General features: G+C 71.6%; 13 protein-coding genes. 9 read left to right on the forward strand and 4 right to left on the reverse strand.

Features of this window, described 5'->3' with window-relative positions:
* The first annotated feature begins 92 nt into the window (after positions 1-92).
* The 4 genes from PSEJ31_RS0107465 to PSEJ31_RS0107480 all read left to right on the forward strand — a co-directional run bounded on the left by PSEJ31_RS0107465 (position 93) and on the right by PSEJ31_RS0107480 (position 4,612).
* Positions 93-1,334 carry an efflux RND transporter periplasmic adaptor subunit gene (locus tag PSEJ31_RS0107465; RefSeq protein WP_028915093.1) on the forward strand — a complete coding sequence of 414 codons (1,242 nt, stop codon included), beginning with the start codon at positions 93-95 and terminating at the stop codon, positions 1,332-1,334.
* 70 nt (positions 1,335-1,404) lie between these two features.
* On the forward strand, positions 1,405-2,097 hold the full coding sequence (locus PSEJ31_RS0107470; protein WP_028915094.1) for an ABC transporter ATP-binding protein: 693 nt from the start codon (positions 1,405-1,407) through the stop codon (positions 2,095-2,097).
* A gap of 18 nt (positions 2,098-2,115) precedes the next feature.
* Positions 2,116-3,282, forward strand: coding sequence for an ABC transporter permease (locus tag PSEJ31_RS0107475; RefSeq protein ID WP_019398841.1), 1,167 nt, complete (start codon positions 2,116-2,118; stop codon positions 3,280-3,282).
* 10 nt (positions 3,283-3,292) lie between these two features.
* Positions 3,293-4,612: an ABC transporter permease gene (locus tag PSEJ31_RS0107480; protein WP_019398842.1), complete on the forward strand. Its 1,320-nt coding sequence runs from the start codon at positions 3,293-3,295 to the stop codon at positions 4,610-4,612.
* A gap of 357 nt (positions 4,613-4,969) precedes the next feature.
* Here the strand turns inward: PSEJ31_RS0107480 and PSEJ31_RS0107485 are convergent, their stop codons facing one another.
* Positions 4,970-5,536 carry an adenylate kinase gene (locus tag PSEJ31_RS0107485; protein ID WP_026010567.1) on the reverse strand — a complete coding sequence of 189 codons (567 nt, stop codon included), beginning with the start codon at positions 5,534-5,536 and terminating at the stop codon, positions 4,970-4,972.
* A 152-nt stretch (positions 5,537-5,688) separates the two neighbouring features.
* Between PSEJ31_RS0107485 and PSEJ31_RS0107490 the strand changes: the two genes are divergently transcribed.
* Complete coding sequence (locus PSEJ31_RS0107490) at positions 5,689-6,957, forward strand: 6-phosphofructokinase (protein ID WP_028915095.1); 1,269 nt, start codon at positions 5,689-5,691, stop codon at positions 6,955-6,957.
* A gap of 5 nt (positions 6,958-6,962) precedes the next feature.
* Entirely contained in the window at positions 6,963-7,097 is a 135-nt protein-coding gene (locus tag PSEJ31_RS17330) for a hypothetical protein (protein ID WP_019398845.1), read from the forward strand.
* On the opposite strand, the gene PSEJ31_RS17350 is transcribed toward PSEJ31_RS17330, so the two are convergent.
* On the reverse strand, positions 7,094-7,669 hold the full coding sequence (locus tag PSEJ31_RS17350; RefSeq protein WP_084220831.1) for a hypothetical protein: 576 nt from the start codon (positions 7,667-7,669) through the stop codon (positions 7,094-7,096). The genes PSEJ31_RS17330 and PSEJ31_RS17350 overlap by 4 nt on opposite strands.
* Positions 7,670-7,891: 222 nt before the next feature.
* Between PSEJ31_RS17350 and PSEJ31_RS0107505 the strand changes: the two genes are divergently transcribed.
* Positions 7,892-9,919 carry a sodium-translocating pyrophosphatase gene (locus PSEJ31_RS0107505; RefSeq protein ID WP_028915097.1) on the forward strand — a complete coding sequence of 676 codons (2,028 nt, stop codon included), beginning with the start codon at positions 7,892-7,894 and terminating at the stop codon, positions 9,917-9,919.
* A gap of 77 nt (positions 9,920-9,996) precedes the next feature.
* Here PSEJ31_RS0107505 and PSEJ31_RS0107510 read toward each other — a convergent pair whose 3' ends face one another.
* Together PSEJ31_RS0107510 and PSEJ31_RS0107515 are read right to left on the reverse strand one after the other, a co-directional pair.
* Complete coding sequence (locus tag PSEJ31_RS0107510; protein WP_028915098.1) at positions 9,997-11,322, reverse strand: aminopeptidase P N-terminal domain-containing protein; 1,326 nt, start codon at positions 11,320-11,322, stop codon at positions 9,997-9,999.
* Position 11,323: 1 nt separating this feature from the next.
* Positions 11,324-11,869 carry a UPF0149 family protein gene (locus tag PSEJ31_RS0107515; protein WP_019398849.1) on the reverse strand — a complete coding sequence of 182 codons (546 nt, stop codon included), beginning with the start codon at positions 11,867-11,869 and terminating at the stop codon, positions 11,324-11,326.
* A gap of 115 nt (positions 11,870-11,984) precedes the next feature.
* Here PSEJ31_RS0107515 and PSEJ31_RS0107520 point away from each other — a divergent pair, with 115 nt between their 5' ends.
* Both PSEJ31_RS0107520 and PSEJ31_RS0107525 read left to right on the forward strand, forming a co-directional pair.
* The gene (locus tag PSEJ31_RS0107520; RefSeq protein WP_019398850.1) at positions 11,985-12,209 is read left to right on the forward strand and encodes a TIGR02449 family protein; all 225 of its coding nucleotides are present in this window, start codon (positions 11,985-11,987) and stop codon (positions 12,207-12,209) included.
* The gene (locus tag PSEJ31_RS0107525) at positions 12,206-12,517 is read left to right on the forward strand and encodes a cell division protein ZapA (RefSeq protein ID WP_028915099.1); all 312 of its coding nucleotides are present in this window, start codon (positions 12,206-12,208) and stop codon (positions 12,515-12,517) included. Before PSEJ31_RS0107520 ends, PSEJ31_RS0107525 begins: the two co-directional genes overlap by 4 nt.
* The last annotated feature ends 13 nt before the right edge of the window (positions 12,518-12,530 follow it).

Raw genomic sequence — 12,530 nt, forward strand, 5'->3', positions numbered from 1 at the left:
CGGCAGGCTCGGCCACAAAGTGACTTCCGGCAACTCGCGCCGGGGCATCCTGCGGGCGGACACTCCACGGCAGCTCCAGGCAAGGGACCGCAATGAACGACTCCGCCGAACTGCTCAAGCAACTGCGCATCGAGCGCGACAAGCCGGGCCAGGGCACGCCGCCCGGGCGCCAGCTCCTGTACCCGCTGCTGATCGCCGCGCTGGTGCTGGCCATCATCGCCGCCGCCTGGTTCCTGCTGCGGCGCGAGCCGGCGCCGGAAGTGCGCACCGCGCAGGCGGTGCCGCTGGCCTCCGGGCCGGCGGCGGCTTCGGTGCTGGACGCCAGCGGCTACGTGGTCGCGCGGCGCATGGCGACGGTGTCGGCCAAGGTCACCGGGCGCGTCCAGGAAGTGCTGATCGAGGAAGGCATGCAGGTCGCCGAGGGCCAGGTGCTGGCGCGCCTGGACCCGGTGGACGCCGATGCCCAGCGCGCGCTGGCGCAGTCGCAGCTGGCCGCCGCGCGCAGCCAGATCGAGAGCGTGCAGGCGCAGCTGGTGGACGCGGAAGCCAGCGCCAGCCGCCTGGAACGGCTGGCCGCCGGGCAGCTGGTCTCGCGCGCGCAGTACGACCAGGCCGTGGCCCAGCGCGACAGCCTGCGCGCGCAGCTGGCCACCGCCCGCCGCAACGCGCAGGTGGCCGCCGACCAGCTGCGCATCGCCGACCACGGCGTGGACAACACCATCGTGCGCGCGCCGTTCTCCGGCGTGGTCATCGCCAAGGCCGCCCAGCCCGGCGAGATCGTCTCGCCGCTGGCCACCGGCGGCTTCACCCGCACCGGCATCGGCACCATCGTCGACATGGATTCGCTGGAGGTCGAGGTCGACGTGGGCGAGGCCTACATCGGCCGGGTCAAGGCGAAGATGCCGGTGGAAGCCACGCTCAACGCCTACCCGGACTGGAAGATCCCGGCCGAGGTGGTCGCCACCATCCCCACCGCCGACCGCGGCAAGGCCACGGTCAAGGTGCGCATCGCGCTCAAGGTGAAGGACCCGCGGATCGTGCCGGACATGGGCGTGACCGTGAGCTTCCTGGAGCAGGCCCCGGAAGCCGGCGACGAACAGCCGCGCGCCGGCGTGCGCGTGCCATCCGGGGCCCTGGTCGAGCGCGACGGCCGCACCGTGGCCTTCGTGCTCGGCGACGACGACCGCGTGCGCCTGCGCCAGGTGCAGGCCGTGCCCTCCACCGCCAGCACCCGCGACGTCACCTCCGGCCTGGCCCCGGGCGAGCTGGTGGTGCTCGATCCGCCGCAGGACCTGGCCGACGGCGACCTGGTCAAGGTCGCCGGCGGCGGCTGATCCGCCGCGCCGCGTCCGCGGCGTCCTCCTTTCCCCCGGCCCACCGGCCACGCATGCACGAGGCACAGCCATGGCAACCCTGGTTTCGATCCGCAACCTGACCAAGACCTACCAGCGCGGCCCGGAGAAGGTCGAAGTGCTGCACGGCATCGACCTGGACATCGAGGAAGGCGACTTCGTCGCGCTGATGGGCCCCTCCGGCTCGGGCAAGACCACCCTGCTGAACCTGATCGGCGGGCTGGACTCGCCCACCTCCGGCAGCATCGAGGTCGCCGGCCAGCGCATCGACCAGCTCGGCGCCGGCAAGCTCTCGCACTGGCGCAGCCAGCACGTGGGCTACGTGTTCCAGTTCTACAACCTGATGCCGGCGCTGACCGCGCAGAAGAACGTGGAGCTGCCGCTGCTGCTGACCAAGCTCGGCGCCGCCCAGCGCAAGCGCAACGCGCAGATCGCGCTGCAGCTGGTGGGCCTGTCCGAGCGCATGTCGCACAAGCCCAGCGAACTGTCCGGCGGCCAGCAGCAGCGCGTGGCCATCGCCCGCGCGATCGTCTCCGACCCGACGTTGCTGATCTGCGACGAGCCCACCGGCGACCTGGACCGGCATTCGGCCGAGGAGATCCTGGGCCTGCTGCAGCAGCTCAACCGCGAGCACGGCAAGACCATCGTGATGGTCACCCACGACCCGAAGGCGGCCGAATACGCCAGCCACACCCTGCACCTGGACAAGGGCACCCTGGTCGAACAGGCGCCGCAGGCGGCCTGACCGGGCGGAGGACATGCGATGAAATACTTCCACCTGATATGGGCGGCGCTGTTCCGGCGCCGGACCCGCACCCTCCTCACCCTCGCCTCGATCATGGCGGCGTTCCTGCTGTTCGGCCTGCTCGACGGCATCCGCACCTCCTTCGCCGACCTGGGCCGCAGCGCCGACGGCGCGCAGCGGCTGCGCACCGGCTCGCGGCTGTCGATGATCGAGACCCTGCCGCTGTCGCTGGCGCCGCGCATCGCGCGGCTGGACAACGTCGAGGCGGTGACCTGGGCCAACTGGTTCGGCGGCGCCTACCAGGACCCGCGCAACCAGCTGTTCACCTTCGCGGTGGCGCCCAACTACCTGGACCTGTACCCGGAGATCGAGGTCGACCCGGCGCAGCGCCAGGCCTGGGCCGGCAACCGCACCGGCATCCTGGTCGGCGAAACCCTGATGCGGCGCTTCGGCTGGAAGGTGGGCCAGCAGATCCCGCTGCAGTCCACGATCTTCCCCAACCGCGACGGCAGCCTGAACTGGTCGTTCCAGATCGACGGCGTGCTGCGCCCGCGCGACGGCGAGGAATCCGGCTTCACCGGGATGATGGTGCTGCTGCACTACGAGTACTTCGAGGAGTCCACGCCGTACGTGGACGGCAACGTCGGCTGGTACATCAGCCGCGTGAGCGACGTGCGCCGCAGCGACGCGGTGGCCAGGGCGATCGACGCGCTGTCGGCCAACTCGCCGCACGAGACCAAGACCATGAGCGAGCAGGCGGCGATGGCCTCGCAGCTCAAGCAGATGGCCGACATCGGCCTGATCGTGGGCTCGATCATGGGCGCGGTGTTCTTCACCCTGCTGCTGCTGACCGGCAACACCATGGCCCAGGCGGTGCGCGAGCGCACCTCCGAGCTGGCGGTGCTGCGCACCATCGGCTTCACCGCGCAGTCGGTGCTGGGCATGGTCCTGGCCGAATCGGTGCTGCTGGTGCTGCTGGGCGGCGTGCTCGGCCTCGGCCTGGCCACGCTGATCGGGCCGGTGGCCAAGGCCGCCAGCGGCGGCATGCTGAACCTGCCGGAGATCGGCTGGCGCAGCTGGATGCTGGGCCTGGGGCTGATGGCCGGCATCGGCCTGCTGGTGGGCGCCCTGCCCGCGCTGCGGGCGATGCGCCTGAACATCGTCGACGCGCTGGCCGGGCGCTAGGAGGAACCCCATGAAACTGCTCAAGTCCCTGCTCTCCGGCACCGCGATGTTCCTGGTGCTGGTGGTGTTCCTGGCGGCGTGGATCGCGCTGCCGTGGCCGGCGCTGCTCGGCCTGGCCGTGCTGTTCGCGCTGTGGATGCTGCTGGCCCGCAGCGGCCGCCAGGCGGCCTCGGTCACCCGGGTCGGGGTCAGCACCCTGGCCCAGCGCCTGGGTGGCTCCTCGGTGGTGGTGATCGGCATCGCCGGCGTGGTCGGCGTGCTGGTCGCGCTGCTGGCGATGGGCGAGGGCTACCGCCACACCGTCGGCAACAGCGGCAACGACGAGACCGCGATCGTGCTGCGCGGCGGCTCCTCGGCCGAACTGATGTCGGTGCTGGACCGCGAGGCGATCACCGTGATCGAGCGCGCGCCGCAGATCGCGCGCGACGGCGAGGGGCGGCCGCTGGCCTCGGCCGAGCTGCTGGTGGCGGCCAACCTGCCGCTGCGCGGCGGCGAGGACGATGGCAGCGTGACCCTGCGCGGCGTCGGCCCGATGGCCTGGGCGGTGCGCCCGAACATCAGGCTGGTCGCCGGCCGCCAGTTCCAGCCCGGCCGCCGCGAGCTGGTGGTCGGCACCGGCACCCAGCGCCAGTTCGCGGGCCTGGAGGTCGGCAAGTCGGTGCGCCTGGGCAACGAGCCCTGGGAGGTGGTCGGCGTGTTCGAATCCGGCGATTCGATGGAATCGGAGATGTGGGCCGACGCCGAGATCGTCGCCACCACCTTCCGCCGCGGCAGCAGCCGCGCCAGCGTGGTCGCCCGGCTCACCGGCACGCGCGACTTCGATGCGTTCAAGGCCACCCTCGCCGCCGACCCGCGGCTGAAGGTGGAGGCCACCACCACCCGCGAGTACTTCCAGCGACAGTCGGAGGGCATGGCCAGGCAGCTGCGCATCATCGGCATCGTGGTCGGTTCGATCATGGCGATCGGCGCGGTGTTCGGCGCGCTCAACACCATGTTCGCCTCGGTCGCCTCGCGTGCCCGCGAGATCGCCACCCTGCGCGCGATCGGCTTCCGCGGCATGCCGGTGGTGGTGGCGGTGATGCTGGAGACCATGCTGCTGGCCGCGACCGGCGGCGTGCTCGGCGGCCTGCTGGCCTGGCTGATCTTCAACGGCTACACCGCCTCGACCCTGGCCGGCGGCGTGGCCCAGCTGACGTTCGAGTTCAAGGTCACCCCGGGGCTGCTGTGGGAAGGCCTGAAGTGGGCGCTGGCGATCGGCTTCATCGGCGGCCTGTTCCCGGCCGTGCGCGCGGCGCGGCTGCCGGTGACCGAGGCGCTGCGGGCGGCATGAGCCGCGCACGCCGCCGCAACGCCGGAACCGACGCCCGGCCTGGTGCCGGGCGTCCCTTTTGGGGAAGGCGACAAGCCACCGGGTCCCGGCTTGTGCCGGGGCCGCGGAAGTTGCTGCTCCGCATGGCGAGGGTCCAGCTGCATGGCCCCCGGCAAGGCGGAAGGCGGCGTCCCCGACGTTGCAGGGCGTTCCTGGCCCCGGATGCGCCTCGCTTGTCCGGCTGCGGCAACCGGCGGCCCATCGGCCCAGGGAAAAAAAACGCGCCACCCGAAGGTGGCGCGCTTTCCATGTCGCAGCCGGCAAGCACATCCCCGGCCCTCTGCCCAACCCCTCGCGCGGAGGGGAACGCAGGCCGCCTCAGGCCTTCTTCAGCGCGGCCAGGATGCGGGCGGTGATCTCGTCCATGCTGCCCACGCCGTCGATGCGGGTGAGCGTGCCGCGGTTTTCGTAGAAGCCGATCACCGGGGCGGTGGAGTCGTTGTACACCTGCAGGCGCTTGCGCACCGACTCGGGGTTGTCGTCGTCGCGGCCCTCGGCCTTGGCACGGCCGGCGATGCGCTCGACCAGCAGGTCGGTCGGCACGTCCAGCTGCACCACCGCGTCCAGCGGCTGGCCGATCTTGGCCAGCAGGCCGTCCAGGGCGTCGGCCTGGGCGAGGTTGCGCGGATAGCCGTCGAGGATGAAGCCCTTGGCCACGTCGTCGCGGCCCAGGCGCGACTCCAGCATGCCGAGCAGGATGTCGTCGGACACCAGCTCGCCGCGGGCCATCACTTCCTTCGCCTGCTGCCCCAGCGGGCTGCCCGCGGCCACTTCGGCGCGCAGCAGGTCGCCGGTGGAAATATGCGGGACGCCCAGCGTTTCCTTCAGTCGCGTGGCCTGGGTTCCCTTGCCGGAGCCCGGTGGGCCGAGTAGCACTAGTCGCATCAATCGACTCCCTGGATGAATGTTCCGTAGGGGCCCGGGGCGCTAGACTCCCCACGTCCCTGGCGGCGCGTGACGCGCCGCACCAAGGTCCGGCAGCTTACCGCATCCGGCCCGCCAGTCACAGAAAAACGTCCCGTCCCCAGGAGTTGTCCATGGCCCGAGCCAAATCCGCAGGCACCCTGCTGTACGCCCAGTCCGGCGGTGTTACCGCTGTCATCAACGCCACCGCCAGTGGCGTGATTTCCGAGGCCAGGGCCCGGGGCGTGAAGGTCCTGGCGGCCCGCAACGGCATCCTGGGCGCCCTGCGCGAGGAACTGGTGGATACCTCGAAGGAGTCGGCCGCCGCCATCGCCGGCCTGGCCCAGACCCCGGGCGGTGCCTTCGGCTCCTGCCGCTACAAGCTCAAGTCGCTGGAAGCCGACCGCGCCAAGTACGAGCGCCTGCTGCAGGTGCTGCAGGCGCACGACGTGCGCTACTTCCTCTACAACGGCGGCAACGATTCGGCCGACACCGCGTGGAAGGTCTCGCAGCTGGCCAGGGAATTCGGCTACCCGCTGACCTGCATCGGCGTGCCCAAGACCATCGACAACGATCTGGCCGTCACCGACACCTGCCCCGGCTTCGGTTCGGCCGCCAAGTACACCGCCGTGTCCGTGCGCGAGGCGGCGCTGGACGTGGCGGCGATGGCCGAGACCTCGACCAAGGTCTTCGTGTACGAGGCCATGGGCCGCCACGCCGGCTGGCTGGCCGCGGCCGCGGGCCTGGCCGGGCAGTCGCCGGACGACGCCCCGCAGGTCATCCTGTTCCCCGAGCGCGCCTACGACGAGGCCGCGTTCCTGGCCCAGGTCGACAAGGTGGTGAAGAAGATCGGCTGGTGCGTGGTCGTGGCCAGCGAGGGCATCCGCGACAAGGACGGCAGGTTCGTCGCCGACGCCGGCGGCGGCAAGGACGCGTTCGGCCACACCCAGCTGGGCGGCGTGTCGTCCTACCTGGCCGGCAAGGTCAAGGACAAGCTGGGCTACAAGGTGCACTGGACCCTGCCGGACTACCTGCAGCGCTCGGCCCGCCACATCGCCAGCAAGACCGACTGGGAGCAGGCGCAGGCGGTGGGCAAGGCCGCGGTGCAGTACGCGCTCAAGGGCATGAATGCGGTGATGCCGGTGATCGTGCGCACCTCGTCGGCGCCATACCGCTGGAAGATCGAGCCGGCGCCGCTGCACAAGGTCGCCAACCACGAGAAGACCATGCCGGCCGGCTTCATCCGCAAGGACGGCTTCGGCATCACCGCCAGGGCGCGCGAGTACCTGGAGCCGCTGATCCGCGGCGAGGCGCCGCTGGCCTATGGCCGCGACGGCCTGCCGAAGTACGTCACCCTGAAGAACGTGGCGGTGAAGAAGAAGCTGCCGGCCTGGGAAGGCTGACTGCGATGACGGACGCGGCCGGCGGGCTCCGCGCCCTGCTGGCCGCGCCGGAGGCGGAGCCGCACCATCCCGGCCGCGACTGCGGCCGCGCGCGGCTGGAGGGCGAGCCGGTGGAACCGGAGGCGCTCCCGGCGGGCTAGTTGCCGCAGGCTCCCTGCGGCGCCTGCAGCACGGCGCTGTACTGCGGCAGCCGGGAGGCCCCGGCAGCCGCCTGCCCGCGGCCCTGCTCCAGGTAGATCCGCGCCTGGCCCTGGCCGTCGCGCGCCGGAGCGTCCGCCCCGGACTTGCGCCAGACCTGGACCACCGCCTCGCGCCCCGGGCAGGCCGCCTCGGGAATCTTCACCACGTCGTTGAGCGTCCAGCCGGCCGCGGCCGAGGGTTGCGCCTGTTCGGCCCCGACATAGCGCGCGCGCGGCTGGCAGGCGCCGCCCAGCGGCACCACCTGCAGCGCATAGGGCGCGGCGGCCCCGGCCTGCGCGTAACTGCCTTCCAGGCGTACGCAGGCTTCCGGGATCTGGCGCACGGTATGCACCGCGCCCGGGGCCTGTGGTGCGCCGACGCGCGCCGCCGGCTCCTGCGCGCGCAGCGGCACCACCACCGCCAGGGCGGTGGCCAGCAGCACCAGCAGGAAGGCCTGGCGGAAGGCAGCGCGGCTGCGCGCCTGGGCGCCGGCGACGGGGGATTGGTGGCGGACGGACGGGCGACGGCTCATGGGCAACGCTGGGCTCGGGGGACTACAAGCCTGCCCCGGCGCGGATGAACGCCATGTGGCCTTCCGCACGCGGCTGGGGTCATACTCGGCCCACTCCACGGAAGTCGAACACGGTACGACGCGTCTCGGTAACGGGTCCGTTCCAGTGCTTCATGGCTCGCCAGGCGTGGTCCTCCCGGTTCGACCTCGGTCGGACGGCATCCATACACCTCGGGAGGGGTCATGCTGGAACAACACGGTCTGACGCTGGCGCTGCTGTGCGCCGTGCTCGCAATCCTCTACGGCATCATCTCCGCACGCTGGATCCTGGCGCAGCCTGCAGGCAACGAACGCATGCAGCAGATCGCCGCGGCGATCCAGGAAGGCGCGCGCGCCTACCTCAACCGCCAGTACCTCACCATCGCCGTCGCCGGCGTGGTGCTGTTCGTGCTGGTGGGGCTGTTCCTGAGCTGGTACACCGCCATCGGGTTCGCCATCGGCGCGGTGCTGTCCGGCGCCGCCGGCTACATCGGCATGAACGTGTCGGTGCGCGCCAACGTGCGCACCGCCGAGGCTGCGCGCCACGGCCTGCGCCCGGCGATGGACGTGGCGTTCCGCGGCGGCGCGATCACCGGCATGCTGGTGGTCGGGCTGGGCCTGCTGGGCGTGGCCGGCTACTTCTGGCTGCTGCAGAAGCTGGGGCTGTCGCTGGCCGACAACCTGCACGCACTGGTCGGCCTGGCCTTCGGTTCCTCGCTGATCTCGATCTTCGCGCGCCTGGGTGGCGGCATCTTCACCAAGGGCGCCGACGTGGGCGCGGACCTGGTGGGCAAAGTCGAGGCCGGGATCCCGGAGGACGATCCGCGCAACCCGGCGGTGATCGCGGACAACGTCGGCGACAACGTCGGCGACTGCGCCGGCATGGCCGCGGACCTGTTCGAGACCTACGCGGTGACGGTGATCGCGACCATGCTGCTGGGCGGGCTGATGCTCGACCAGGTCGGTGCCAACGCGGTGCTGTACCCGCTGGTGCTGGGCGGCGTCTCGATCGTGGCCTCGATCATCGGCGCGTTCTTCGTGCGCGCCAGGGACGGCGGCTCGATCATGGGCGCGCTGTACAAGGGCGTGATCGTGTCCGGCGTGCTGGCGGCGATCGCGTTCTGGCCGGTGACCACCTCGCTGATGGCCGGCTCGCCGGCGGGCCCGGGCAACCTCTACGTGTGCGCGCTGATCGGCCTGGTGCTGACCGGCCTGATCGTGTGGATCACCGAGTACTACACCGGCACCGAGTACGGTCCGGTGCGGCACGTCGCCCAGGCCTCGACCACCGGCCACGGCACCAACATCATCGCCGGCCTGGGCGTGTCGATGAAGGCCACCGCGCTGCCGGTGGTGGCGGTGTGCGCGGCGATCTGGGGCGCGCACGCGCTGGCCGGGCTGTACGGCATCGCCATCGCCGCCACCGCGATGCTGTCGATGGCCGGCATGGTGGTGGCGCTGGACGCCTACGGCCCGATCACCGACAACGCCGGCGGCATCGCCGAGATGAGCGAGCTGCCGCCGGAGGTGCGCGCGGTGACCGATCCGCTGGACGCGGTGGGCAACACCACCAAGGCGGTGACCAAGGGCTACGCGATCGGCTCGGCGGCGCTGGCGGCGCTGGTACTGTTCGCCGACTACACGCACAACCTGCGCGCGGCCAATCCCGGCACGACCTACGCCTTCGACCTGTCCGACCACACGGTGATCATCGGCCTGCTGATCGGCGGCCTGATCCCCTACCTGTTCGGCGCGATGGCGATGGAGGCGGTGGGCCGCGCCGCCGGCGCGGTGGTCGAGGAAGTGCGCCGCCAGTTCCGCGAGATCGCCGGGATCATGCAGGGCACGGCCAAGCCGCAGTACGACCGCGCGGTGGACATGCTGACCCGGTCGGCGATCAAGGAGATGATCGTGCCCTCGCTGCTGCCGGTGGTGGTGCCGATCATCGTCGGCCTGCTGCTGGGACCGAAGGCGCTGGGCGGCCTGCTGATCGGCACCATCGTCACCGGCCTGTTCGTGGCCATCTCCATGACCACCGGCGGCGGCGCCTGGGACAACGCCAAGAAGTACATCGAGGACGGCAACTTCGGCGGCAAGGGTTCGGAGGCGCACAAGGCCGCGGTCACCGGCGACACCGTCGGCGATCCCTACAAGGACACCGCCGGCCCGGCGATCAACCCGCTGATCAAGATCATCAACATCGTGGCGCTGCTGCTGGTGCCGCTGCTTTGATCGTTGCCGGTCGTTGGAAGGAGAAGCCCCGGCCAGGCCGGGGCTTTTCCTTTTTCCTCTCCCCATGGGGTGAGGGGTCAGCGTTGGGCCATGAAGGCCTCGATCTCGTCGGCCGAGCGGGCCAGGCCTTCGGTGAGGATGCGGTGGCCGTCGCCGGTCACCACCACGTTGTCCTCGGTGCGGATGCCGATGCCGCGCCAGCGCGGCTGCACCGTGGTGTCGTCCGGCATCACGTACAGGCCCGGTTCGATGGTGAACACCATGCCCGGCTCCAGCAGGCGCGACTCGCCGTCGATGCGGTAGTCGCCGACGTCGTGCACGTCCAGGCCCAGCCAGTGGCCGCTCTTGTGCCGGTAGAAGCGCTTGTAGCTCTCCGCGGCCAGGTTCTTCTGCAGCGTGCCCTTGAGCAGGCCCAGCGACAGCAGGCCCTCGGTGAGCGCCTCCACCGCCGCTTCGTGCATGGCGATCCACGGCTCGCCCGGGCGCGCCTTCTCCAGCGCCGCCGCCTGGGCGCGGCCGACCAGGTCGTGCAGCGCGCGCTGCTCCTTCGAGAAGTGGCCGTTGGCCGGGAAGGTGCGGGTGATGTCGGCGGCGTAGTTGCGGTACTCGGCGCCGGCGTCGATCAGCACCAGGTCGCCGTCGCGGATGCGGGCATTGTTGGCCACGTAGTGCAGCACGCAACCATTGCCACCGGCGCCGACGATGCTGCCGTAGGCCGGGCAGGCGTCGGCGGCGCGGAACACGCGCTCCAGCTCGGCCTGCAGCTCGTATTCGTACATGCCCGGGCGCACCGCGCGCATCGCCGCCTGGTGCGCGCGCACGCTGATCTCGGCCGCCTTCTCCATCAGCCGCAGCTCCTCGCGCGACTTGAACAGGCGCATCTCGTGCAGCAGGTGGCCCAGCTCCAGGAACTCGTGCGGTGGCTGCGCCCCGTGGCGCACCTGGGCGCGTACGCGGTTGACCCAGCCGATCAGCTTGAGGTCGAACTCGGCGTCGCGGCCGAAGTGGTAGTACACCCGCGAGCGGCCCTCGAGCAGGCCGGGCAGGATGTCGTCCAGGTCGTCGATCGGGTAGGCGTCGTCCAGGCCGAACGCCTCCACCGCGCCCTCCTGGCCGAAGCGCGGGCCGTCCCAGGCCTCGCGCTCCGGGTCGCGCTCGCGGCAGAACAGCAGGGCCTCGCCGTGCTTGCGCCCGGGCACCAGCACCAGCACCGCGTCCGGCTCGGGGAAGCCGCACAGGTACCAGAAGTCGGAGTCCTGCCGGTAGGGATAGTGGGTGTCGTGGCTGCGCACGCGCTGCGGCGCGGCCGGGAGCACCAGGATGGCGTCGTCGCCGGCCATGCGCATGAGCTGGCGGCGCCGGCGCGCGAATTCGGCGACGGGGATGCCGGTGACGCTGCGCATGTCAGTTGAAGCTGCGGCGGTGGCGCGGACCGAGCACGCAGTCGCCATGCAGCAGCAGGGTGGCCACGCGCACGAATTCCTCCAGTTCCGAGAGCGAGGCTTCGTCCTCCTCGTCCTCGTCGATGTCCTGCACCCGGGCCCCGGCCAGCTTGCCGAGGTCCTGCAGGGCCTCGCTGCCCTCCTCCGACAGCGGCGGCTTGGCCCCGGCGGCCAGGCCGAAGGCGCCGAGGAAGCCGCGGCACCAGTCGAACAGCGCCTGCGCGCGCTGGCGCACGCTGGCATCCTCGTCGGCCAGCAGCAGCTGGAAGGCGAACTCGCCGTCCTCCAGCTGGGCCACGCTGCCCTCGCGCAGGCGGTCCAGGGCGCTGCCGGCGGGCGGCGGCGGCAGGGATTCGTCGGCCATGACCTTGGCGGTCCAGTCGCGCGCGTCGGCGCCGCCCCCGGCCAGCCAGCCGCAGAGGGCGCCGTGCAGTTCGGCGGGCGAGGCGACCAGGCCGAGCTCGCGGCTGGCCGCGGCGACCTCCTGGGGAGTGGGCAGTTGCGACATGTCGGGCGGGGGCGGGAAGGGGAGCCAAGTGTATCAATCCGCCCGCGACGGCCCGGTGGCCGGCCGTCCGGACTCGCTTGACCGGCGCGCGGGGCGCTGCCTATCGTGGCCTCCCATGGAACCCACGCCCGACGCCACCGCCCGCCTCCGCGCCCTCGCCGCGCGGGTCGAAGCGCTGGCCGACCGCTGCCAGCGGCTGGCGGAGGAGAACCGCAGCCTGCGCCTGCAGCAGGAGCAGCTGGTCGCCGAGCGCGCGCAGCTGCTGCTGAAGAACGAGCAGGCGCGGTCCCGGGTCGAGGCGATGATCGCGCGGCTGCGGTCGCTGGAGCAGCACACGTGAGCACCGAGCCGGTAGAAGTCCGCATCCTGGACCGCGAGTACACCGTCGGCGTGCCGGCGGGTGAACGCGACAGCCTGCAGGCGGCCGCCCGCCTGCTGGACTCGCGCATGCGCGAGATCCGCGGCAGCAACCGCATGGTCTCGCTGGACCGGCTGGCGGTGCTGACCGCGCTGAACCTGGCCCACGAACTGCAACAGGCGCGCGAGGAACGCGACGCCCGCGAGCGCGAGCTGGCGCGGGTGCTGGACACCCTGGACCGGCGCCTGGACAGCCTGCTCGGCCCGGCCACGGACAAACCACAAGACTGAATGCGCGGTCCGA

Source organism: Pseudoxanthomonas sp. J31, assembly GCF_000510725.1.
Taxonomy (GTDB): Bacteria; Pseudomonadota; Gammaproteobacteria; order Xanthomonadales; family Xanthomonadaceae; genus Pseudoxanthomonas.

What these genes read in the sequence shown, in the direction of transcription:
- PSEJ31_RS0107490 (WP_028915095.1), top strand. Translation starts at nt 5,689, where the DNA reads ATGGCCCGAGCCAAATCCGCAGGCACCCTGCTGTACGCCCAGTCCGGC.
- PSEJ31_RS0107505 (WP_028915097.1), top strand. Translation starts at nt 7,892, where the DNA reads ATGCTGGAACAACACGGTCTGACGCTGGCGCTGCTGTGCGCCGTGCTC.
- PSEJ31_RS0107475 (WP_019398841.1), top strand. Translation starts at nt 2,116, where the DNA reads ATGAAATACTTCCACCTGATATGGGCGGCGCTGTTCCGGCGCCGGACC.
- PSEJ31_RS0107510 (WP_028915098.1), bottom strand. Translation starts at nt 11,322, where the DNA reads ATGCGCAGCGTCACCGGCATCCCCGTCGCCGAATTCGCGCGCCGGCGC.
- PSEJ31_RS0107465 (WP_028915093.1), top strand. Translation starts at nt 93, where the DNA reads ATGAACGACTCCGCCGAACTGCTCAAGCAACTGCGCATCGAGCGCGAC.
- PSEJ31_RS0107515 (WP_019398849.1), bottom strand. Translation starts at nt 11,869, where the DNA reads ATGTCGCAACTGCCCACTCCCCAGGAGGTCGCCGCGGCCAGCCGCGAG.
- PSEJ31_RS0107470 (WP_028915094.1), top strand. Translation starts at nt 1,405, where the DNA reads ATGGCAACCCTGGTTTCGATCCGCAACCTGACCAAGACCTACCAGCGC.
- PSEJ31_RS0107485 (WP_026010567.1), bottom strand. Translation starts at nt 5,536, where the DNA reads ATGCGACTAGTGCTACTCGGCCCACCGGGCTCCGGCAAGGGAACCCAG.
- PSEJ31_RS17330 (WP_019398845.1), top strand. Translation starts at nt 6,963, where the DNA reads ATGACGGACGCGGCCGGCGGGCTCCGCGCCCTGCTGGCCGCGCCGGAG.
- PSEJ31_RS17350 (WP_084220831.1), bottom strand. Translation starts at nt 7,669, where the DNA reads ATGAGCCGTCGCCCGTCCGTCCGCCACCAATCCCCCGTCGCCGGCGCC.
- PSEJ31_RS0107520 (WP_019398850.1), top strand. Translation starts at nt 11,985, where the DNA reads ATGGAACCCACGCCCGACGCCACCGCCCGCCTCCGCGCCCTCGCCGCG.
- PSEJ31_RS0107480 (WP_019398842.1), top strand. Translation starts at nt 3,293, where the DNA reads ATGAAACTGCTCAAGTCCCTGCTCTCCGGCACCGCGATGTTCCTGGTG.